The organism is Streptomyces sp. NPDC003300, assembly GCF_040610915.1.
GTDB lineage: Bacteria > Actinomycetota > Actinomycetes > Streptomycetales > Streptomycetaceae > Actinacidiphila.
In genome coordinates, this window is record NZ_JBEXNE010000006.1 from 226,083 (window position 1) to 246,955 (window position 20,873).

The 20,873-nt window shown below is 69.7% G+C and carries 14 protein-coding genes, 1 tRNA gene and 1 pseudogene; 2 read left to right on the top strand and 14 right to left on the bottom strand.

Annotated elements, in window-relative coordinates; genetic code table 11:
* Window positions 1-303 precede the first annotated feature (303 nt).
* The 3 genes and pseudogenes from ABZX65_RS11925 to ABZX65_RS11935 form a co-directional block, all read right to left on the bottom strand.
* Window positions 304-1,593 (bottom strand): beta-1,3-glucanase family protein, encoded by a 1,290-nt coding sequence (locus ABZX65_RS11925; protein WP_355337224.1) that lies wholly within the window; start codon window positions 1,591-1,593, stop codon window positions 304-306.
* 18 nt (window positions 1,594-1,611) lie between these two features.
* A pseudogene (locus ABZX65_RS11930) lies at window positions 1,612-2,103 on the bottom strand (discoidin domain-containing protein); the annotation flags it as partial.
* Between the two features lie 299 nt (window positions 2,104-2,402).
* Window positions 2,403-3,974 carry a cellulose binding domain-containing protein gene (locus tag ABZX65_RS11935; protein ID WP_355336975.1) on the bottom strand — a complete coding sequence of 524 codons (1,572 nt, stop codon included), beginning with the start codon at window positions 3,972-3,974 and terminating at the stop codon, window positions 2,403-2,405.
* Between the two features lie 264 nt (window positions 3,975-4,238).
* Here ABZX65_RS11935 and ABZX65_RS11940 point away from each other — a divergent pair, with 264 nt between their 5' ends.
* On the top strand, window positions 4,239-7,166 hold the full coding sequence (locus ABZX65_RS11940; RefSeq protein ID WP_355336977.1) for a glycoside hydrolase family 48 protein: 2,928 nt from the start codon (window positions 4,239-4,241) through the stop codon (window positions 7,164-7,166).
* Between the two features lie 78 nt (window positions 7,167-7,244).
* Here the strand turns inward: ABZX65_RS11940 and ABZX65_RS11945 are convergent.
* The 3 genes from ABZX65_RS11945 to ABZX65_RS11955 form a co-directional block, all read right to left on the bottom strand.
* Window positions 7,245-7,320 (bottom strand) — tRNA-His (locus ABZX65_RS11945).
* A 136-nt stretch (window positions 7,321-7,456) separates the two neighbouring features.
* Entirely contained in the window at window positions 7,457-8,059 is a 603-nt protein-coding gene (gene orn, locus ABZX65_RS11950) for an oligoribonuclease (RefSeq protein WP_355336979.1), read from the bottom strand.
* Between the two features lie 5 nt (window positions 8,060-8,064).
* Window positions 8,065-9,363 (bottom strand): helix-turn-helix domain-containing protein, encoded by a 1,299-nt coding sequence (locus ABZX65_RS11955; RefSeq protein ID WP_355336981.1) that lies wholly within the window; start codon window positions 9,361-9,363, stop codon window positions 8,065-8,067.
* An 831-nt stretch (window positions 9,364-10,194) separates the two neighbouring features.
* Here ABZX65_RS11955 and ABZX65_RS11960 point away from each other — a divergent pair.
* A complete protein-coding gene (locus ABZX65_RS11960) occupies window positions 10,195-10,716 on the top strand; it encodes a universal stress protein (RefSeq protein WP_355336983.1) in 522 nt (173 codons plus the stop codon).
* 171 nt (window positions 10,717-10,887) lie between these two features.
* Here the strand turns inward: ABZX65_RS11960 and glmS are convergent, their stop codons facing one another.
* From glmS to ABZX65_RS12000, 8 genes are all read right to left on the bottom strand, one after another.
* Window positions 10,888-12,702 (bottom strand): glutamine--fructose-6-phosphate transaminase (isomerizing), encoded by a 1,815-nt coding sequence (gene glmS / locus ABZX65_RS11965; protein ID WP_355336985.1) that lies wholly within the window; start codon window positions 12,700-12,702, stop codon window positions 10,888-10,890.
* Between the two features lie 168 nt (window positions 12,703-12,870).
* A complete protein-coding gene (locus tag ABZX65_RS11970; protein WP_188280294.1) occupies window positions 12,871-13,146 on the bottom strand; it encodes a hypothetical protein in 276 nt (91 codons plus the stop codon).
* Window positions 13,147-13,305: 159 nt separating this feature from the next.
* On the bottom strand, window positions 13,306-15,258 hold the full coding sequence (locus ABZX65_RS11975) for an IucA/IucC family siderophore biosynthesis protein (RefSeq protein WP_355336988.1): 1,953 nt from the start codon (window positions 15,256-15,258) through the stop codon (window positions 13,306-13,308).
* Window positions 15,255-15,857, bottom strand: a complete 603-nt coding sequence (locus tag ABZX65_RS11980) for a GNAT family N-acetyltransferase (protein WP_355336990.1) — start codon at window positions 15,855-15,857, stop codon at window positions 15,255-15,257. The genes ABZX65_RS11975 and ABZX65_RS11980 overlap by 4 nt, the downstream gene beginning before the upstream one ends.
* Window positions 15,854-17,200: a lysine N(6)-hydroxylase/L-ornithine N(5)-oxygenase family protein gene (locus ABZX65_RS11985; RefSeq protein WP_355336992.1), complete on the bottom strand. Its 1,347-nt coding sequence runs from the start codon at window positions 17,198-17,200 to the stop codon at window positions 15,854-15,856. Before ABZX65_RS11985 ends, ABZX65_RS11980 begins: the two co-directional genes overlap by 4 nt.
* A complete protein-coding gene (locus tag ABZX65_RS11990) occupies window positions 17,184-18,632 on the bottom strand; it encodes an aspartate aminotransferase family protein (protein ID WP_355336994.1) in 1,449 nt (482 codons plus the stop codon). Before ABZX65_RS11990 ends, ABZX65_RS11985 begins: the two co-directional genes overlap by 17 nt.
* Window positions 18,633-18,744: 112 nt before the next feature.
* The gene (locus tag ABZX65_RS11995) at window positions 18,745-19,911 is read right to left on the bottom strand and encodes an acyl-CoA dehydrogenase family protein (RefSeq protein WP_355336996.1); all 1,167 of its coding nucleotides are present in this window, start codon (window positions 19,909-19,911) and stop codon (window positions 18,745-18,747) included.
* Between the two features lie 2 nt (window positions 19,912-19,913).
* Window positions 19,914-20,852, bottom strand: a complete 939-nt coding sequence (locus tag ABZX65_RS12000; protein WP_355337226.1) for a hydroxymethylglutaryl-CoA lyase — start codon at window positions 20,850-20,852, stop codon at window positions 19,914-19,916.
* Window positions 20,853-20,873: the final 21 nt, after the last annotated feature.

The window sequence follows — 20,873 nt, forward strand, 5'->3', positions numbered from 1 at the left end:
GTCGAGCACATGTCAACACCGCCTCACGCGTAACACCCGTTTCGTCCACGGATATCCGGAGGTAAAACGTCCGCCATGGCGAGATATCCGAGTCGCAAAGAAGCCGGACCCGCGCGCCGGACCCGGACCCGCCACGGGCCTCGGACGTGCCGCCGGACCCGGACACGCCACGGGACCCGGACGCGCGTCCGGACCCGGACATGCCGCCGGGGGCGGCCGGCGGCCATGAACGGCCGCCGCCCGCCCCCGGCTTGTGGGGGGGAGGAGAAAAGAACGGTGAGAAGGAAGGAGCGGCAGCGGGTGCTACCAGCCCACCGCGATCTCCATCCACTGCGGGTTCTGGAGCGAGGCGTACGCGGCCTGCCCGGCCACGTCGTCGTACGGGAACCCGTAGGCGAGGTGGTTGATCGCGTGGTCGTGCCAGAACTTGGCGTACCAGTTGGCCGGGTCGCCGCCCGTGTAGAACTTGGTCGGGTCCTCCCACTGGCTGGACGGGAGGTTGGCGGTGTGCCGGTTGAGCGCGGCGCACATGCCGGGGTTGCCCGCCAGCGAGCCCGCGCAGCCGAAGATGTTGGACGTGGGCTCGTTGACACCGACCGAATTGGCGTACGCCGTGAAGTAGTTGGCGTTCGCGCCGCCCGCGCGGAAGCTGGGGTCGCTGCCCGGCGCGATGATCCGGTACGGGGCCTGGGTCTGGGCCAGCACCTTGAACTGCTGCGGTACGGCGGCCTGGAACTGCGCGAAGGTCGCCTCCCGGCTCTGGTTGAACAGGTCCTGGCTGTCACCGAGCTGGACGTCCTGGCCGTCGTGCGTGTGCAGCCGGATGGCCAGCGGCAGGCCCCAGGCGTCGACCCGGGTGGTGTTCCCGTTGAAGACGTTGGCGCCGATGGTGAACTCGATGAAGTCGTAGTACTGGCTGTTCGGCGAGCCGAGGTAGAAGTACATCCGGCCCGAGGAGTTCGCCGGCATGTCGAAGTACGGCTGCTCGGCGATCGAGTGGACCGTGCCGTTGAAGCTCCAGTACACCTGGCTGTCCGGGTACTGGCCGTTGGTCCGGTTGAGGATCTTCAGTTCCATCACATTGTGCGCGGCCGGAATGTCGTCCGTCGTGCCCCAGAAGCTGTCACTGGGCGGTGTGGTGGGGGGAGTCGTGGTGCCGCCGCCGGTGGTGTTGACGGTCAGCTCCCACAGCGAGTAGCCGTACGCGGTGGCGCGGGCGGTGCCGTTGACCCGCAGGTAGCGGCCGGTGCCGGTGACGTTGAGCGCCTGGACGCCGCCGGTCCCGGTGGTGGTGGAGTAGATGTTCGTCCAACCGCCGGTACCGCTGTCGGACACCTGGATCTGGAAGCCGGTGGCGTACGCCGCCTCCCAGTTGAGGCCGACCTTGCAGATGGTCTGCGAGGAGCCGAGGTCGACCTGGAGCCACTGCGGGTCGCCGAAGGCGCTGGACCAGCGGGTGCCGGTGTTGCCGTCGACCGCCGCCGAGGCGGGGGTGGTCGCGTTCTCGGTGGAGGACGCGGTGGCCGGGTGGTTCAGCGCGGCGTTGGCCGTGCCGCAGGCGGCGGGCGGCGTCGTACCGCCGTTGCCGTACACCTGGAACTCCCACAGGGAGTAGCCGTACTGAGTGGCGCGGACCGTGCCGTACACCCGGACATAGCGCCCGGAACCGTTTACGGTCAGCGTCTGGTTGCCGCCCGTTCCGGTCGTGGTGGAGTAGATGTCGGTCCAGGTCGTGCCGTTGGCCGACGTCTGGATCTTGAAGGATTTCGCGTACGCCGCCTCCCAGTTGAGGGCGACGGAGGTGATCGTCTGCGAGGAGCCGAGGTCGACCTGGAGCCACTGCGGATCGGCGGCGGCGCTCGACCAGCGGGTGCCGGTGTTGCCGTCCACGGCGGCCGACGCGGGCGTGCCCGCGTTCTCCGTCGAGGACGCGGTGGCCGGCTTGCCCTGGGAGAGCAGGGTGTCCGCCGCGCGGGCCGGAGACTGGGTCCAGACGAGCGCCAGGCTCGCCAGCAGGGCCGCGAGGACGGTGAAGATCAGAACCGGCCGGCGCCCGCCGCGCCATGGCCGTTGGCGCACCGACAGGGTAGTGCTGCCTGACATGTGTTCTCCTCAACCGGGTGGGGGTCCGTGATGGAGGCCGGAGGGAGCCGGAGTGCATTGAGAGCGCTCTCCCGGCGAGGTGATGTTTACAAGCGCCGAACAGCCGCGTCAATGAGTTGTTCAATAATGGTCAGTTGGCCCCGTGCCCGATTTCGAGAACCGAACGCGAGCGGACGCCGAACCCGCAGCTCACACCCCGCGCGCCGTCGTTCGCGCCTCGCACTCCCGCGCGGCGCGAAGGAGCGGCCCCGCACACGCCATCCATGCGCGGGACCGCTCCGGCTCGTCACGTCACCGGGCTACCCCAGCGACGCCAGGTGATCGCGCAGCCCGATCCCGTACGCCGTCGGCGTCCCGTCGTACGCCGAGATCAGCGACGGTCCCGAGGAGCAGTCCCAGGTGTTCCAGGTCCACCCCAGGTACGACAGCTTGTGCGCGTCCAGCCAGTTCATGAACTGGTCGATGAAGCCGTGCGAGCAGGTGTTCTCGCCGATCTCACCGGCCACCAGCGGGACCTGCGCCGCGACCGGCGCGACCTGCGAGTCCCAGCAGGCCGCCGAGGAGCAGGTGTTGAAGTTGTAGACGTGGAGCGAGGCGCCCAGATTGCCCGTCGGGTCCGTGGGCTTGTGCGCCAGCCAGCCGGTCAGGTCGTTGGAGTACGCCAGACCGCCCGCCAGGATCACGTTCTGCGCGCCGGTGCCGCGTACGGCGTTGATCATCGACTGCATGCCGGCCACCTGGTAGCCGATCCCCGGGCAGGTGCCGCCGTCCCGCCAGCAGGTCCACGCCTGCTCGGTGGTGGAGGTGGCGCGGTCCGGGTAGGGCTCGTTGAACAGGTCGAAGACCACCGAGGTGTTGTTCTTGAACGCGTTGGCCACGCCGGTCCAGAACGGGATCGCGTACTGCGCGTCCGGCATCGGCTTCTGGCAGGTCGCGTTGACGTCCGAGCAGCCCGCCGAGTTGCCGGTGTACGTGCCGTGGCTCCAGTGCAGTTCCACGATCGGCGTGATGCCGTGCGCGACCAGCCGGTTGACCCAGCCGGTGATCGCCGAGACGTAGTTGGCGCCGCCGTACGCGGCGGGCACGTACGAAAGGCCCTGCCAGCAGTCCTCGTTGAGCGGGACGCGGACCGCCGTGACGTGCCAGCTCTTGATCGCGTCGATCGCCGCGTCGTCCACCGGGCCGTCGAAGACGCCGTAGCCCTGCGCGCACATGAACTCGGTGCCGGAGCGGTTGACGCCGTGCAGCACGACGTTCTTGCCGGTGGAGTCGACGAGCTGGTTGCCGGAGACGTGCAGCTTGGGCGGCGCGGTGTCACCACCGGGCGGAGTCGTCGGCGGAGTCGTCGGCGGCGTTGTCGGAGGTGTCGTGGGCGGTGTGGTCGGGGGAGTGGTCGGCGGTGTCGTGGGCGGGGTCGTCGTGGGCGTGGTGGGCGGCGTCGTGCCGTTCACATTGCACGTGGTCCCGTTGAGTTTGAAGACCGTCGGCGCCGGGTTGGAGCCCGACCAGTTGGCCAGGAATCCGGCGCTCACCGAACCGCCCGTGGCGATCGTCCCGTTGTACGACATCGAGGCGACGCTGACGGTCTTGCCGGACTGGGTCCAGGTGCCGTTCCAGCCCTGGGTGACCTTCTGGCTGCCGGGGAAGTCGAAGCTCAGATTCCAACTGGTCGTCGCGGCGGCGTTGTTGGTGATCACCACATCGCCCTGGAATCCGGCGTCCCACTGGCTGGTCACCGAGTAGGCCACCGAACAGGCGGGGGCGGCACCCGACGCGGTCGCGCCGAGCGCGGCGGGTAGTAGCGCGGCGGCGGTCGCGGCCGTCGTGACGGCCGCGATCCCGAATGCCGCGGTGCGCGTGGGTCGTCGCATGTGCGACTCCTCGTAAGTGGGGGGATCGAGAAGTGGACGCGCTCCCACTGGTCCGCCGCAGACCATAGCGGCAAGTCGGCGAGGGCGGTAGGGGTTCGGTGACGACCGTGTCGACTTCTGTAGCGACTCTCCGGTGATAGCGGCATGAACATGCCGTTCTGTTTCACCTCTTGACAGTGCGCTCACAGCGCCTTGATTGTGGGAGCGCTCCCACTGGTTCAGATGTTTCCATCCCCCCACAGAACCGCGAGGAGGGCTTCTCGCATGCCCAGAGGAAGACCGATCAGCAAGCGGATCCGCAGGCTGGTGACGGCTTTCGCCGTCGCGCTGTCCCTGCCGCTCGCCCTGACCGTGGCAGGCGGCGGAACCGTCGCCCACGCGGCCACTCTCCAGTGCAGCGTCGACTACTCGGCCAACGACTGGGGTTCGGGCTTCACCGCCAACGCCACCATCACCAACCGCGGTACGGCCGCGATCGACGGCTGGACACTGACGTACGCCTACGCCGGCAACCAGACGCTCCAGAGCGGCTGGAACGGCACCTGGTCGCAGACCGGGAAGAACGTCACCGTCAAATCGCTCGACTGGAACAAGACGATCGCGCCGAACGCCGGTGTGACCACGAGCGCCAACTTCAACTACAGCGGCACGAACGCGGCGCCGACCGCTTTCGCCGTCAACGGCACCGTATGCGGGGGCGCTCACCAGCCACCGCTCACCGTGCTCACCAGCCCGTCGGCCGGGGCCACGTACACCGCCGGCGCCAGCATCCCGCTGGCGGCCACCGCGGTCGCGGCGGACTCGGCGACCGTCAGCAAGGTGGAGTTCTGGAGCGACACCACGCTGCTGGGCACCGACACCACCTCCCCCTACACCTTCACCTGGCCCGCGGTCGCGGCCGGTGACTACTCGGTCTACGCCAAGGCGTACGACAGCCTGGGCGCGTCCGGCGAATCGACCCCGGTGGGCGTGCACGTGGCCGCCGGGCCCTCGATCGTCGCCTCGCCCACGCAGGTCTCGGTCACGCAGGGCGGCACCGGCACCTTCGGTGTCAAGCTGTCCGGCGCGCCGTCGGCCAATGTCACGGTCGCCGTCGCGCGCACCTCGGGGAACACCTCGCTGACCGTGAAGTCCGGCGCCAGCCTGACCTTCACCCCCGCCAACTGGAGCACGGCGCAGACGGTCACCGTCGCCGCCGCGGCCACCGGCAGCGGAGCGGCGACCTTCTCCGCGACCGCCACCGGCTTCGCCAAGGCCGACGTCACGGTGACGGAGGTGACGGGCACCAGCGGCACGTACGACTCCCGCTTCCTGAACCTCTACGGCAAGATCACCGACCCGGCCAACGGCTACTTCTCCCCGCAGGGCATCCCCTACCACTCGGTGGAGACCCTGATCGTGGAGGCGCCGGACTACGGGCACGAGACGACGTCGGAGGCGTACTCGTACCTGATCTGGCTCCAGGCGATGTACGGCCGGATCACCCAGGACTGGAGCAAGTTCAACGGGGCCTGGGCGCTGATGGAGAAGTACATGATCCCCACCTCCGCCGACCAGCCCACGAACAGCTTCTACGACCCGAGCAAGCCCGCCACGTACGCGCCGGAGCACCCGCTGCCCTCGGACTACCCGTCCAAGCTCGACACGAGCGTCCCGGTCGGTCAGGACCCGATCGCGAACGAGCTGAAGTCGGCGTACGGCACGTCCGACATCTACGGCATGCACTGGCTCCAGGACGTGGACAACACCTACGGGTTCGGTGACACGCCCGGCGGCGGCTGCGAGCTGGGCCCGACGGCGGCCGGTCCCTCGTACATCAACACCTTCCAGCGCGGCGCGCAGGAGTCGGTGTGGGAGACGGTGCCGCAGCCGACCTGCGACGCCTTCAAGTACGGCGGCACCAACGGCTATCTGGACCTGTTCACCGGCGACTCGTCGTACGCCAAGCAGTGGAAGTACACCGACGCCCCGGATGCCGACGCGCGCGCGATCCAGGCCGCCTACTGGGCGGACACCTGGGCCAAGGCGCAGGGCAAGGGCGCCGATGTGGCGACCACGGTCGCCAAGGCCGGAAAGATGGGCGACTACCTGCGGTACTCGTTCTTCGACAAGTACTTCAAGAAGATCGGCAACTGCACGAGTCCGTCCTGCCCAGCGGGCACCGGCAAGGACAGCGAGCACTACCTGCTGTCCTGGTACTACGCCTGGGGCGGTTCCAGCGGTACGGGCGGCGGCTGGTCCTGGCGGATCGGTGACGGCGCCTCGCACTTCGGCTACCAGAACCCGCTGGCGGCCTACGCGTTGACCACCGACCCGGCGATGGCCCCCAAGTCGGCCACCGGCAAGCAGGACTGGTCGACCAGCCTCACCCGGCAGTTGGAGTTCTACACCTGGCTCCAGTCCAAGGAGGGCGGCATCGCGGGCGGTGCCACCAATAGCTGGGACGGCGCCTACGCCCAGCCCCCGGTCGGCACGCCGACCTTCTACGGGATGGCGTACGACTGGGAGCCCGTCTACCACGACCCGCCGTCGAACCAGTGGTTCGGCATGCAGGCGTGGTCGATGGAGCGCGTCGCCGAGTACTACCAGCAGACCGGTGACGCCAAGGCCAAGGCGGTGCTCGACAAGTGGGTGACCTGGGCGATCTCCCAGACCACCATCAACCCCGACGGCACCTTCAAGATCCCGTCCGACCTGGCCTGGACCGGCGCTCCCGACACCTGGAACGCCGCCTCGCCGGGTGCCAACGCCAACCTGCACGTCACGGTCACGTCCTACGGCAACGACCTCGGTGTCGCCGCCGCCCTGGCCAAGACCCTGTCGTACTACGGCGCCAAGTCCGGGAACGCCGCCGCCAAGACCACGGCCAAGGCGCTGCTGGACGGCATGTGGAGCAACAACCAGGACGCCCTGGGCATCGCGGTGCCGGAGACCCGTACGGACTTCTCCCGCTTCAACGACCCGGTCTACGTCCCGTCCACCTTCTCCGGCGCCATGCCGAACGGCGACAAGATCAACTCCAGCTCGACCTTCCTGGAGCTGCGTTCCTTCTACAAGAACGACCCCAACTGGTCCAAGATCGCCACCTACCTCGGCGGAGGAGCCGCCCCGACCTTCACCTACCACCGCTTCTGGGCCCAGGCGGACATCGCGCTGGCGATGGGCTCGTACGCGCTGCTCTTCAACGAGTGAGGCGGCGTACGACCACCCCTGATGTGACGTGAGTCACGCGAGAGGCCCGGTCCGCTTCCGCGGGCCGGGCCTCTCGTATGGGGTGAGTGACGGGACTTGAACCCGCGGCCACCTGGACCACAACCAGGTGCTCTACCAACTGAGCTACACCCACCATGTCCGGCGCTTTCAGGCGCCGACCTGAAGAAGTGTACAGGGTGCGGGGGCGTGCTCGCGCATCCCTTTTGGCGAGCTTTCGCGGCCGCTCTCCGCGGCCTTTCCTGGCCGCTCAGCAGGGCCTTCCGGCCGCGCTACTCCGCCGGCAGGACGTGCTTGGCCGCGATGGCCCGCACGGTGTCGGTGTCCGGCCCCGGCTGGGGGACGAAGACCGCCTCGCGGTAGTAGCGCAGCTCCGCGATCGACTCGCGGATGTCGGCCAGCGCCCGGTGGTTGCCGTTCTTCTCCGGGCTGTTGAAGTACGCGCGCGGGTACCAGCGGCGGGCCAGCTCCTTGATCGAGGAGACGTCCACGATCCGGTAGTGCAGGTGCTGCTCCAGGGTCCCCATGTCGCGCGCGAGGAAGCCGCGGTCGGTGGAGACCGAATTCCCGCACAGCGGCGCCTTGCGCGGCTCGGCCACGTGCTCGCGCACGTACCCCAGCACGATCTTCTCGGCCTCTTCGAGCGTGATCCCGCCGGGCAGCTCCTCCAGCAGACCGGAGGAGGTGTGCATCTCCCGCACGATGTCCGGCATGGTCACGAGCGCCTCGTCGGGCGGCCGGATGACCACGTCCACCCCGTCCCCGAGCACATTCAGCTCGGAGTCCGTGACGAGCGCGGCCACCTCGATCAGCGCGTCGTGGGCCAGTGACAGCCCGGTCATCTCACAGTCGATCCACACCATCCGGTCGTTCATACGCCTCACCCTACGGGGCGATCCCGTGAGCCGGGCAGTGCGGCGCCCAGGCTGCGTGGGGCGCGCAGCCGCCCCCGGGACGCGCTCTCGGCCGCCTCGGCCCTGCTGCCGGGCTGCTCGGGCACACGGGCGGCGACATAGGCGTCACTGTCCGTCTTGCCGGGGGCGGCCAGGATCTGGGAGACCGGGCCGCGCCGGGGCGGCGGCAGGTCGGGTGCGGGCGGCGTGCGGTCCGGCTCGTCCTGCGGCCTGCGGGCGCGGTAGGCCGCCCGGTAGGACGCGGGGGAGGAGCCGAGCTGCCGCCGGAAGTGCCCGCGCAGCGCGACGGGCGAGCGGAAGCCGCAGCGGCCCGCCACCTCGTCGACCGAGTAGTCCGACGTCTCCAGCAGCCGCTGCGCCTGGAGCACCCGTTGGGTGATCAGCCACTGCAACGGCGCGCTGCCGGTGAGCGAGCGGAACCGCCGGTCGAACGTCCGACGGCTCATGTACGCGCGCGCGGCCAGCGCCTCGACGTCGAACTGCTCGTGAAGATGCTCCAGCGCCCAGGCGACGACCTCGGCCAGCGGGTCGGCGCCGATTTCCTCGGGTAAAGACCGGTCGAGGTGTCGCTGACCGGTCTGCCAGTCCGCCCGGCGGGGCGGTACGACCAGGCGTCTGGCCAGCGCCGCCGCGGCCTCGCCGCCGTGGTCGGTGCGCACCACGTGCAGGCACAGGTCGATCCCGGCGGCGGTCCCCGCGGAGGTGAGGACGTCGCCGTCGTCCACGAACAGTTCCCTGGGGTCCACGTGCACCGAGGGATACCGTTTGGCGAGCGTGGGCGCGTACATCCAGTGCGTGGTGGCCGGGCGGCCGTCCAGCAGCCCGGCGGCGGCCAGCACGAAGGCGCCGGTGCACAGTCCGATGATCCGGGCACCCTCCTCGTGGGCGCGGCGGATCGCGTCCAGCGCCTCGGGCGGCGGTGCCTGGGAGATCGAGCGCCAGGTGGGCACGACGACCGTGCCGGCCCTGGAGAGTGCCTCCAGGCCGTAGGGCGCGGTCAGTTCGAGTCCGCCGGTGGTCCGCAGCGGGCCGTCCTCCCCGGCGCAGACCAGCAGTCGGTAGCGGGGCACGCCCGCGTCCTGCCGGTCTATGCCGAAGACCGAGAGCGGTATGGAGCTCTCGAAGATCGGTCCGCCGCTGAAGAGCAGCACGGCGACGACTTCCGGTCGGCGTCGCGCGGAAAGTTTACGAATGGCGCGAGGCGATGCCGATGGTGCTTGCGACGGACTGTCCGCCGCCGTAACGGAACTGGACTCCTGGCTCATGGAGCTCAAGCCCCCCTCGAATCGACGCGTCGTCCCCTCGGTCCTGCATGTTTTCCCCCATGAGGCCACCCATGATCAAATCTACTGTGTCAGGTGGGGCGTTAGTGACTAGTTCACCATCTGACGCTAAGTCGACAAGACAACGTGGCGTAAAGCATTCGATCACGAAGCGTTTCACTCGCTGAGCCCGCTGGGAAGTACGCCTCCCGCCACACGGGCCACCAAACGCCCCCTCCGCGTCTTTGGGCATCGTAGAACCGCAGGTGGTGGGGGTGTTAATGATCCGGAAGCCCAATCGGCGCGCAGGGAAGAGAAGTTGGCCGAAAAACGTCGTTCGGCGGGCCGGTGTGCGTAAAGGGCGCCGGGTGGTGCGCCCACCGCGTGCGGGGAGCGGTGCGCGGCGCGCGGCCGGCCCGCGCGCCTGCCGGAGCCCGAACACGTCGTTCACGTGCGCCGGAGGTGTCCTGCGCACCGGTCCGAGGTCCCTGCGGCGGGGTTCCGAGGCGTTCCGGAAGAGCCACGGACGGGTGATCCCGATGCGCCCCCACGGTGCGCCGGTGCGCTGAACCGTGCCGCCGGTTGGCGTGATGGCGTTGCACTCTGGGCCCGGCTCCGGCATTCTTCCGGAAACTCCGGGTACCTGCCGGGTACGACAGGGCTGTGGAGCCCCGGCAAGCCTGTGCAGGCGGTCTCCGCGGCCGTACTCTGGAGTCAGTGGGACGGGAAGTGGCGAACTGGCCGAAACCGGCTGGTTCCGGCGGCCCGCCCCGCGCGCACCGTCCTTGTCCGCCGCTCGGCGCGTCAGCGCCGCCCTCGCCGAGAATCCGCATCATGGCCGGTCATGAGTTTCCCGAGCCCGCCGACGGCAGGCCGCTCGCCGAGTCGGCGGCGCTGCCCGAGCAGGCTCCAGCGCTGCGGCACGCCTGCGATCCTGCCTTCCGGCACGGGGTCGTGGTGGGCTTCGACGGTTCCCTCTCCAGCGAGCGCGCCCTGTCCTACGCCATCGGCATGGCCCGCAGGACGCACTCCGCGCTGATCATCGTGCATGTCGCCAACCGGCTTCCGGCCACCGTGTGGGCGGGCTGCGAACCGCCGGTCTTCGTGGACGTGCCCGACCACCGCACCGAAGTCCTCGGCCTCGAACTGGCCTGCGCGGACCACCTCGCCGAGATCTCCTGGGTGTTGGTGGAGCGCGGCGGCGACATCTGCCACGAGTTGGAGGAGGTCGGCCGGGAGTACGAGGCCGACGCCATCGTGGTGGGCGGTACGCACGGCCTGGTCGGCCGGATCTTCGGCTCGGTCGCCGGGCGGCTCGCGCGGCGGGCGCAGCGGCCCGTGGTGGTCATTCCGTAGGGCGCGGAGGGTCGCGGCGGCTCACGGAGGGTCGTGGCGGCTCGCGGAGGCTCGCGGAGGGCGGTCGCACGTTCCGTGCGGGATCGTCCCGAACGGACGTTTACGAAGGCCCCCGCCAGGCTGGCGGGGGCCTTCGCCGTATGCGCGACCGGCGACGAGCCGATCGCTCGGCTACTCGACGGTCACGGACTTCGCCAGGTTACGCGGCTTGTCGATGTCCCGGCCCAGCGCGAGGGCCGTGTGGTACGCGAAGAGCTGGAGCGGGATGCCCATCAGGATCGGGTCCAGCTCGTTCTCGTTCTTCGGTACGACGATGGTGTCGTCGGCCTTCTCCTGCGGCTGGTGCGCCACCGCGAGGATGCGCCCGCTGCGGGCCTTGATCTCCTCCAGGGCCGCCCGGTTCTTCTCCAGCAGGTCGTCGTCCGGCACGATCGCGACCGTCGGCATGGACGGGTCGATCAGGGCCAGCGGCCCGTGCTTCAGCTCCGAGGCCGGGTACGCCTCCGCGTGGATGTACGAGACCTCCTTGAGCTTCAGCGACGCCTCGCGGGCCACCGGGTAGCCGCGTACCCGCCCGATGAACAGCATCGACTTGGCGTCCGCGTACCGCCTGGCCAGCGCCTTGATCTCCGGCTCGGTCTTCAGGATCTCGTCGATCTGGCCGGGCAGCCGGCGCAGGCCCTCGATGATCCGCTTGCCGTCGGCGACCGACAGGTCGCGGATCCGGCCCAGGTGCAGGGCGAGCAGCGCGAAGGCGACCACGGTGTTGGTGAAGCACTTGGTGGACACCACGCAGACCTCGGGCCCGGCGTGCACATAGGTGCCGCCGTCCGCCTCGCGGGCGATGGCCGAGCCGACCACGTTGACCACGCCCAGCACCCGCGCGCCCTTGCGCTTGAGCTCCTGGACGGCGGCCAGCACGTCGTACGTCTCGCCGGACTGGGAGACCGCGACATAGAGGGTGTCGGGGTCGACCACCGGGTTGCGGTAGCGGAATTCCGAGGCGGGCTCGGCGTCCGCGGGGATACGGGCCAGCTCCTCGATCAGCCCGGCGCCGATCTGCCCCGCGTGGTAGCTGGTGCCGCAGCCGAGGATCTTGATCCGGCGCACCCGGCGGGCCTCGCCCGGCTCCAGGTTCAGGCCGCCCAGGTGCACGGTGGAGAACCGGTCGTCGATCCGGCCGCGCAGCACGCGGTCGACCGCCTCCGCCTGCTCGGAGATCTCCTTGTGCATGTACGTGTCGTGGCCGCCCATGTCGTACGACTCGGCCTCCCACTCCACGGTGGTCGGCGTCGCCGTGGTCAGCGAGCCCTCGGTGGTGTACGTGCGGAAGTCGTCGGCCTTGAGGGTGGCCATCTCGCCGTCCTGCAAGGTGACGACCTGGCGGGTGTGGGCGACGAGCGCGGCGACGTCGGAGGCGACGAACATCTCCTTCTCGCCGATGCCGAGGACGACGGGGGAGCCGTTGCGGGCCACGACGATGCGGTCGGCGAAGTCGCGGTGCAGGACGGCGAGGCCGTAGGTGCCCTCGACCGAGCGCAGCGCCTCGCGGACCTTCTCCTCCAGGGTCTCCGCCTGGGCCCGGCCGATCAGGTGGGCCAGCACCTCGGTGTCGGTCTCCGAGGCGAAGGTGACGCCGTCGGCGGAGAGCTTGGCGCGCAGCTCGGACGCGTTGTCGATGATCCCGTTGTGGACGATCGCGACCTTGCTGTCCCCGTCGAGGTGCGGGTGCGCGTTGTGGTCGCTCGGGGCGCCGTGGGTGGCCCAGCGGGTGTGCGCGATGCCGGTGGTGCCCGCGAAGCGCTTGGGGATGCGGGCTTCCAGCTCGCGCACCCGGCCCTTGGCCTTCACGGTCCTCAGCTCGCCGGACTTTCCGGTGATCACGACGCCCGCGGAGTCGTAACCCCGGTACTCCAGCCGCTGCAACCCTTCGAGAAGCAGCGGTGCCACGTCACGCCTGCCGATGTATCCGACGATTCCGCACATATGGTCGTCCCTCGTCCCTGTGTCTGTCCGTGTTCTGTTCTGTTCTTTTCGGCCCCCGGGTGCCCTGTCCCGGTGGCCGACGGTGCTCGGCCGGTCAGCCGCTCAGCCGCTCGACCGCATTGTCGGCTCGGTCGCTCGGTCGCTCGGCCGCATCGTTGGCTCGGTCGCTCAGCCGTAGACGATGCGGCGGAGCTGACGCTGCGAGAGGGCCGAGGGGGCCACCGCGCGGTGCGGCAGCTCCTCGGCGATCCGCTCGAAGATGTCCGCGTTGACCAGGCCCTTGGCCTGGAGCTCGCGGTGTCTCCTGCGGACGAACTCCTCCGTCGTCTCGTCGAAGTACGCCAGCACGTCCAGCACCACCCGGCTCGCCTCGCCGCGGTGCAGCGGCGTGGAGCGCACCAGGTGGTCGATCAGGTCCTCGTAGGACGTCCGGCGTTCGAGCACCCGTCGATACTGATGTGATCATCTGCGCTTTGCAAGAATCCTGCCCGATTTCGGGCAGGGAAAGCGGCCAGGGGGGTGAAAATTCGGCCGTTACGGACGAAGACGGCACTTCTGCGGGCGCGGACGGCCCGGTCGGCCCGGTTGGCCCGGTTGGCCCGGTTACGGGTGCGGCCGGTGGGCCGCCAGGGGGTTGGGGAGGGTGCCCGCGAACTGGAGGGCGGCCGACGGGTCGGCGAGGTCGATCATCTGCTGGTTGTCACGGAGCTGGAGCCGGTTGAGGCAGGACAGGGTGAATTCCGGCGCGAAGAGGTCGTACCGCTTGAACCGGTCGGCGAGGTCGGGGTGGGCGGCCTGGTAGTCGGCGACGCACTCGGCGACCGTCCGCCAGAACACCGTTTCGTCCAGGATCTTCCCGGTGTGGAGGATCGCGCTGAGGAAGCGGAAGAAGCAGTCGAAGACATCGGTGAAGACGGCGAGCACCCGCTCGTCCTCCGGGACCTCGGCCCTGATCCGCTCCACCTCGGGCGGCAGCGGCGTCTCCGGGTCCATGATCACGATCTCCTCCGCGATGTCCTTGAACACCGCCCGCCGCACCGTCCCGGTCTCGTCCAGCACCAGGATCACGTTCTCGCCGTGCGGCATGAAGGCCAGCCCGTAGGCGTAGAGGCTGTGCAGCACCGGGACGAGATACGCGTCCAGGTAGCGCCGCAGCCAGGTCTCGGCGGGGAGGCCGGAGCGGGCGATGAGGGCGCCCGCGAAGGAGGTGCCCGCGTCCGTGCGGGTGCCGGTGCCTGTGTCCGTATCCGGATCCGTACCCGTACCTGTGTCCGTACCCGCGCTCGTGTCGGCGTCGGTGTGCAGCAGCGACGCCATCGTGGCCAGGTGGTGGCCCGGCTCCAGGTCCGCGACCGGGCTCTCCCGCCACAGCGCGGCCAGCATCTTCCGGTACGGGGAGCCGTACGCCGTGGCCGCCTCGTACTGCCGGTGGTGGTAACCGATCGCCGCCCGCTCGCGGATGATCGAGAAGCGGGCGGCGGTGAAGGTGGGGTCGGCGGCGATCAGTTCGGCGAGCCAGTCGTTGATCGCCGGGGTGGCCGCCATGTACGCGGCGGACAGGCCGCGCATGAAGCCCATGTTGAGGACGGACAGCGCGGTCTTCACATAGTGCCTGGTCGGGACGGTGGTGTTGAAGAACGTACGGACCGACTGCTGCGCCAGATACGCGTCGTCGCCGGGGCCGAGGCAGACCAGGTGCTGCCGGGCGACCTCGCCCGCGAAGGTGACCGAGAGCTTGTTCCACCACTGCCAGGGGTGGACCGGGATCAGCAGATACGCGGCCGGGTCGAGGCCCCGGCCGGTCAGCGCGGCGGCGAAGCGCCGGAGCTGCTCGCGGCCCAGTTCGGCGGTGAGGAAGTCCTCGTAGTCGATGCCCGCGCCCGCGCTGAAGGTGGTGCGGTCGCGGCGCGCGGCCAGCCAGATCAGCCGGACGGGGGAGGCGGCCTCGGGCGCGTACCGCGGGTGGTCGTCCGCGCCGAAGCCGAGCCGGCCGCTGTTGGCGACGAAGCAGGGGTGGCCCTCGGTCATCCCGGTCTCGATGGCCTGGAATCCGGCGCGGGTCAGCTCCGCCGCGCTCACCGGCGCGCGGTCGCGGGCGGCGAGCCTGAAGGCGGCGGCGGAGAGGGTCGCGCTGATCTCCTCCAGGTAGACCGGCAGGACGCTGTCGCTGATGGCGAGGGTGGTGCGCAGCTCGGTGATGAAGTCGAGCGCGTCGAGGGGGAGTTCGGCCTCCTGCCGGTGGCGGGTGACGCTCGCCGGGTCGATCCGCCAGTGGTCGAGGGCCAGGCGGCGGGCGGCGAAACGGTACGTCGTGGCGCCGTCGTCGCTGCGGACGAGGTAGCTGTCGTGGTCCTTCTGACCGTGCCGGGCGTCCTGGGCGTGCTGGGCGTCCTGGGCGTGCTGACGGTCCTGGCCGTGCTGGCCGTGCTGGGCGTCCTGGCTCGCGGGCTCCGGGGTGAGCAGCCGTTCGTGGGTGAATTCGGCGAGGGCCTTGGCCACCAGGTGGCGGGTGGCCCGCTCCCACAGCTCCGGGGTGAGGTGGTCGACGTCGGTCATCGGGCGGCCTCGAAGCGCTCGCGGGTGCAGATGCTCAAGAAGGCGTCCTTCTCCGGCTTCTTGATCCGCTCGATGATCTCGAAGCCGACCGTCTCGTTGAGTACGTGCACCGCCGTGTTGCGGACGTCGGGCTCCACGATCACCCTGCGGGTCGCGGGATCGGCGAAGAGTTCGGCCATCACCGCCCTGATCACCGCGCGGGTGAAGCCGTGCACGGGGGTGTCGCAGGGCGCGACCAGGAAGTGCATGCCGACGTCACCGGGCCGCGCCGGGTAGAGCCCGACGAGTTCGACCCGCGCGGGGTCGTACCGTTCCATCAGGAAGACGGGCCGTCCGTCCTGGAGGCCGAGGAACGCCTCCTCGTACGGGGCCTGCGCGATCTCGGTGTACGCGCGCTCGACATCGTAACGGCTCGCGTCGCCCATCAGCCAGAAACCGGCTTTCGGGTGCGTTACCCAGGTGTGCAGCAGGTCGGCGTCGGCGAGGGGGTCGACCGGGCGGAAGGTGAAGTCGAGGTCTGTGCGGGTGCTGCCCGCGCTGTTCGCGGTGGTTGCGGTCCTCGCGGTGCTTGCGCCGCTCACGCTGTTCGTGCTGCTCATGCGGTGAACTCCTGGAAGGCGATGGCCTTTTCCACGCGGTAGTGCTCGCGGCCGAGCAGCTCCCGGATGATGCGGGAGTTGCGGTAGGCCGCCATGCCGAGGTCGGGGGAGACGAAGCCGTGCGTGTGCAGTTCGGCGTTCTGCACGTAGATCGCGCGCTCGGTGACGTCGATGGCGTAGTCGCGGGTGACGTCGTAACGGCCCTGCTCGTCCCAGCGGATGCGGTCCCGGACGGGGGCGAGGAATTCCGGCACCTGGTAGCGGTAGCCGGTGGCGAGGACCAGGCCCTCGGTGTCGATCGTGAACTCCCCGCCCTGCTCGCGTTGGCACAGTCCGAGGGTGTACGTGCCGCTGTCGGCGTCGTACCGCGCGCTGTCGAGCGAGGTGTTGGTGAGCAGCCGGGTCGGGACCTTGCCGCGCCGGTTCTTCAGATAGAGCAGGTCGAAGATGTCGTTGATCAGCTCCGAATTGATCCCCTTGTAGAGGTTCTTCTGCGAGACGTTGAGCGAGTCGCGGACCGGGGACGGCAGGGAATGGAAGTAGTCGACGTATTCGGGCGACGTCATTTCCAGCGTGAGCTTGGTGTATTCGAGCGGGAAGAAGCGCGGCGAGCGGGTCACCCAGTTCAGCGCGTAACCGTGCGCGTCGATGTCCTGGAGCAGGTCGTGGTAGATCTCGGCGGCGCTCTGCCCGCTGCCGACGATCGTGATGCTGCGCTTGCGCTGGAGGTCGCTCTTGGCCGCCAGATAGCGGGAGTTGTGGATGAGGTCGCCGCCGAGCCCTTCGCAGGCGGCGGGGACGTACGGCGGTGTGCCGGTGCCGAGGACCAGTCGGCGCGTACGGTGCGCCGCGCCGCTCGCGGTCCGTACGACGTAGGTCCCGCCGTGCGTGTCCTCGTGCGTGCCGTCGTGCGTTGCGCCGTCCTCGTAGGTCACCTCGGTGACCGTCTGTCCGAAGCGGATCGAAGGGATGCGGGCCGCGGCCCAGCGGCAGTAGTCGTTGTACTCCTCGCGCAGCGGATAGAAGCTCTCGCGTATGTAGAAGGAGTACAACCGCCCCGATTCCTTGAGGTAGTTGAGGAAGCTGAAGGGCGAGGTGGGGTCGGCGAGGGTCACCAGGTCCGACATGAACGGCGTCTGGAGGGTGCTGCCCTCCAGGAACATGCCGGAGTGCCAGTCGAAGTCCGGTTTGGCCTCCAGGAAGAGGCCGTTGAGATCGTCGATCGGCTCGGTCAGGCAGGCCAGGCCGAGATTGAACGGGCCGAGGCCGATCGCGATGAAGTCGAACTCCGGTTCCGGCGCGGCGGGTTCGGATGCCGAGTCCGGGTCACGAGGCGTGGACAAGTGCGTCTCCCAGGTACTGGTCCGCGTGCTCGGCGAGCAGGTCGAGGACGGTGGCGATGTCGGCGGGGGTGGTGCGCGGGTTGAGCAGGGTGAACTTCAGGTAGTGGCTGCCGCGTACCTTCGTGCCCGCCACGACGGCCTCGCCCGAGGCGAACAGCGCCTTGCGGGCGTGCAGGTTGGCGCGGTCGATCAGCGCCGGGCTGGTGACGGCGGCCGGGATCCAGCGGAAGACCAGCGTGGACAGGGTCGGCGGGGCGACCACTTCGAAGCGCGGGTCGGCGTCGAGCAGCTTCCAGCCCTCGGCGGCCAGGTCCACGACCTCGTCGAAGAGCTGGCCGACACCGTCGGCGCCCATCACGCGCAGCGTCATCCACAGCTTGAGGGCGTCGAACCGCCGTGTGGTCTGGAGCGACTTGTCCACCTGGTTGGGGATGCGCTCGGTGGTGGTGCGGCGCGGGTTGAGGTAGTCGGCGTAGTACGTGGCGTGCCGCAGCGTGGTGCGGTCGCGGACCAGGAGGGCGCTCGAACTGACGGGCTGGAAGAAGGACTTGTGGTAGTCGACGGTCACCGAGTCGGCGCGCTCGATGCCGTCGAGCAGGTGGCGGCGGGTGGGGGAGACCAGCAGGCCGCAGCCGTACGCGGCGTCCACGTGCAGCCACACGCCGTGGCGTTCGCACAGGTCGGCGATGGCGGGCAGCGGGTCGATGGAGCCGAAGTCGGTGGTGCCCGCGGTGGCGACGACGGCCATCGGGGTCAGGCCCTCGCGGGCGCAGCGGTCCAACTCGCGGGCGAGCGCGAGGCTCTGCATCCGCTTGTTCTGGTCGCAAGGGACGGCGATGACGGCGTCGGCGCCGAGGCCGAGCAGCTTCGCGGACTTCTGGACGCTGAAGTGGCCGCACTCGGAGGCGAGGATGCGCAGCCGCGAGGAGGCGGCGCCGCGGGTGACGGCTTCCTCGCGGGCGAGCAGCAGAGCCTGGAGGTTGGACTGGGTGCCGCCGCTGGTGAAGACGCCGTCGGCCGCCGGGCCGAGGCCCGCGCGCTCGGCCGTCCAGTCGATCATGCGGCGCTCGATGAGGGTGGCGCCGGCGCTCTGGTCCCAGGTGTCGAGAGAGGAGTTGACGGCGCTGAGCACGGCCTCGGCGGCGACGGCCGGTATGACGACCGGGCAGTTGAGGTGCGCGAGGTAGCGGGGGTGGTGGAAGTAGACGGCGTCGCGCAGATAGACCGCTTCGAGTTCGTCCAGCGCGGCGGCGGTGTCGCCGAGCGGCTGGGCGAGGTCGATCGCGTCGATCCGGGGCGCGAGGGCTTCCGGGGTGATGCCGGTGAAAGGCCGGTCGGTCGCGGCGAGGGTGGCCGCCACCCGCTCGACTCCCTGGGAGACGGAGCGCAGATAGTGCTCCGTCGTGGCGTCGTTGAGCAGGTGTGAGCGCATGGGCAGACCTCTCGTTGAGCGGCTGAGTTAGGTTAGCCTAACCTAACTCACCGCTTCAACGGTCCTGTGTCCCATTTGTCTCAGGGATCACTCTTCCCCGCAGGCGGGTGTTCTAGCCCACCAGCCCCAACTCCCGTGCGATCAGCATGCGCTGCACCTCGCTGGTGCCTTCGCCGATCTCCAGGATTTTGGAGTCCCGCCACATACGGGCCACCGGGTATTCGTTCATGAAGCCGTAGCCGCCGTGGATCTGCGTGGCCTCACGGGCGTTGGTGACCGCGATCTCGGAGGAGTAGAGCTTGGCCAGCGCCGCCTCCTTCTTGAACTCGTCGCCGTGCACCAGCCGCGACGCCGCGTCCCGCCACGCCAGCCGCGCCGTGTGGGCCCGCATCTCCATGTCCGCGATCTTGAACTGGATCGCCTGGTTGTCACCGATCGGACGCCCGAAGGCGTGCCGGGTCTTGGCGTACGACAGCGACTCGTCCACACAGCCCTGCGCCAGACCGGTGGACAGGGCCGAGATCGCGATCCGCCCCTCGTCCAGGATGCGCAGGAACTGCGCGTAGCCCCGGCCCTCCTCGCCCAGCAGATTCGCCGCGGGCACCCGGCAGTCGGCGAAGGACAGCTCGCGGGTGTCCGACGCGTTCCACCCGACCTTGCTGTACTTCTTCGACACCGTGAAGCCGGGCGTCCCCGACGGGACGATGATCGAGGAGATCCGCGGCCTGCCGTCGTCCTTGCGGCCGGTCACCGCCGTCACCGTGACCAGCCCGGTGATGTCGGTGCCCGAGTTGGTGATGAAGCACTTGGTGCCGTTGATCACCCACTCGTCGGTCGCCTCGTCCAGCCGCGCGGTGGTACGGGTGCCGCCCGCGTCGGAACCGCACTCCGGCTCCGTCAGCCCGAACGCGCCCAGCATCTCGCCCGAGCAGAGCTTCGGCAGCCAAGTGCGCTTCTGCTCCTCGGTGCCGAACCTGAACACCGGCATCGCGCCCAACGACACCCCGGCCTCCAGGGTGATCGCCACCGAGGAGTCCACGCGGGCCAGCTCCTCCAGCGCGATGCACAGCGCGAAGTAGTCGCCGCCCATCCCGCCGTACTCCTCGGGGAACGGCAGCCCGAACAGGCCCATCCGCCCCATCTCCCGCACGATCTCGTACGGGAACTCCTGCTGCTCGTAGAACTCGCCGATCTTCGGCGCGATCACGTCCTTGGCGAACTCCGCGACCGTGGCGCGCAGTTCCTCGTACTCGGCGGACAGACGGTGGTCGATCGACATGGCTACTGCTCCTGGTGGGTCAGGGCGCGGACGGTACGGGACGGGCTCGGCCGTCCCAGGTGCTCCGCCATCCACACGCTTGTGGCGCTGAGGCGGTCCAGATCGACCCCGGTACGGATGCCGAGGCCGTGCAGCATCCAGACGAGGTCTTCGGTGGCGAGGTTTCCGGTGGCGCTCTTGGCGTACGGGCAGCCGCCGAGGCCGCCCGCGGAGGCGTCCACGACGGTGACGCCCCGCTGGAGCGCGGCCAGCGTGTTGGACAGCGCCTGGCCGTAGGTGTCGTGGAAGTGCACGGCGAGCTTGTCGACCGGGACGCCGTTGCCGCCGGAGCCGCCGGTCAGTTCGTCCAGCAGCGCCGTGACATGGCCGGGCGTCGCCACCCCGATCGTGTCGCCGAGGCTCAGCTCGGTGCAGCCCAGCTCGTACAGCCGCCGGGCCGCGGCGGCGACCTGCCCGATCGGGACCGGGCCCTCCCAGGGGTCGCCGAAGCACATCGACAGATAGCCGCGGACGGTGGCGCCCGCGTCCCTGGCCCTGGTCACCACCGGGGCGAACATCGCCAGCGACTCCTCCACCGTCCGGTTGAGGTTGGCGCGGGCGAAGGACTCGGTGGCGCTGCCGAAGACCGCGATCTCCCGCACGCCCAGCTCCAGCGCCCGCTCCAGACCCCGCTCGTTCGGCACCAGCACCGGCAGCCGCACTGCCGGGTCCAGGTCCGCGAGCAGCGGCATCAGCTCGGCCGCGTCGGCCAGTTGGGGCACCCACTTGGGGTGGACGAAGCTGGTCGCCTCGATCGTGCCGAGCCCGGCCGCGGCGAGCCGGTGCACGAACTCCGCCTTCACGGCGGTCGGCACGGTCGCCTTCTCGTTCTGCAATCCGTCCCGCGCGCCGACCTCGTGGATCCGCACGGCCGTCGGCAGCCCGGCCGCGGGTACGGCCATCGGCAGTCCGGCGGGCAGCGC

Bases quoted from the DNA above. Each gene is read 5' to 3' on its own strand.
- ABZX65_RS11935 (WP_355336975.1), bottom strand. From the start codon at position 3,974: ATGCGACGACCCACGCGCACCGCGGCATTCGGGATCGCGGCCGTCACG.
- ABZX65_RS11940 (WP_355336977.1), top strand. From the start codon at position 4,239: ATGCCCAGAGGAAGACCGATCAGCAAGCGGATCCGCAGGCTGGTGACG.
- orn (WP_355336979.1), bottom strand. From the start codon at position 8,059: ATGAACGACCGGATGGTGTGGATCGACTGTGAGATGACCGGGCTGTCA.
- ABZX65_RS11955 (WP_355336981.1), bottom strand. From the start codon at position 9,363: ATGAGCCAGGAGTCCAGTTCCGTTACGGCGGCGGACAGTCCGTCGCAA.
- ABZX65_RS11960 (WP_355336983.1), top strand. From the start codon at position 10,195: ATGGCCGGTCATGAGTTTCCCGAGCCCGCCGACGGCAGGCCGCTCGCC.
- glmS (WP_355336985.1), bottom strand. From the start codon at position 12,702: ATGTGCGGAATCGTCGGATACATCGGCAGGCGTGACGTGGCACCGCTG.
- ABZX65_RS11975 (WP_355336988.1), bottom strand. From the start codon at position 15,258: ATGACCGACGTCGACCACCTCACCCCGGAGCTGTGGGAGCGGGCCACC.
- ABZX65_RS11980 (WP_355336990.1), bottom strand. From the start codon at position 15,857: ATGAGCAGCACGAACAGCGTGAGCGGCGCAAGCACCGCGAGGACCGCA.
- ABZX65_RS11990 (WP_355336994.1), bottom strand. From the start codon at position 18,632: ATGCGCTCACACCTGCTCAACGACGCCACGACGGAGCACTATCTGCGC.
- ABZX65_RS11995 (WP_355336996.1), bottom strand. From the start codon at position 19,911: ATGTCGATCGACCACCGTCTGTCCGCCGAGTACGAGGAACTGCGCGCC.
- ABZX65_RS12000 (WP_355337226.1), bottom strand. From the start codon at position 20,852: ATGGCCGTACCCGCGGCCGGGCTGCCGACGGCCGTGCGGATCCACGAG.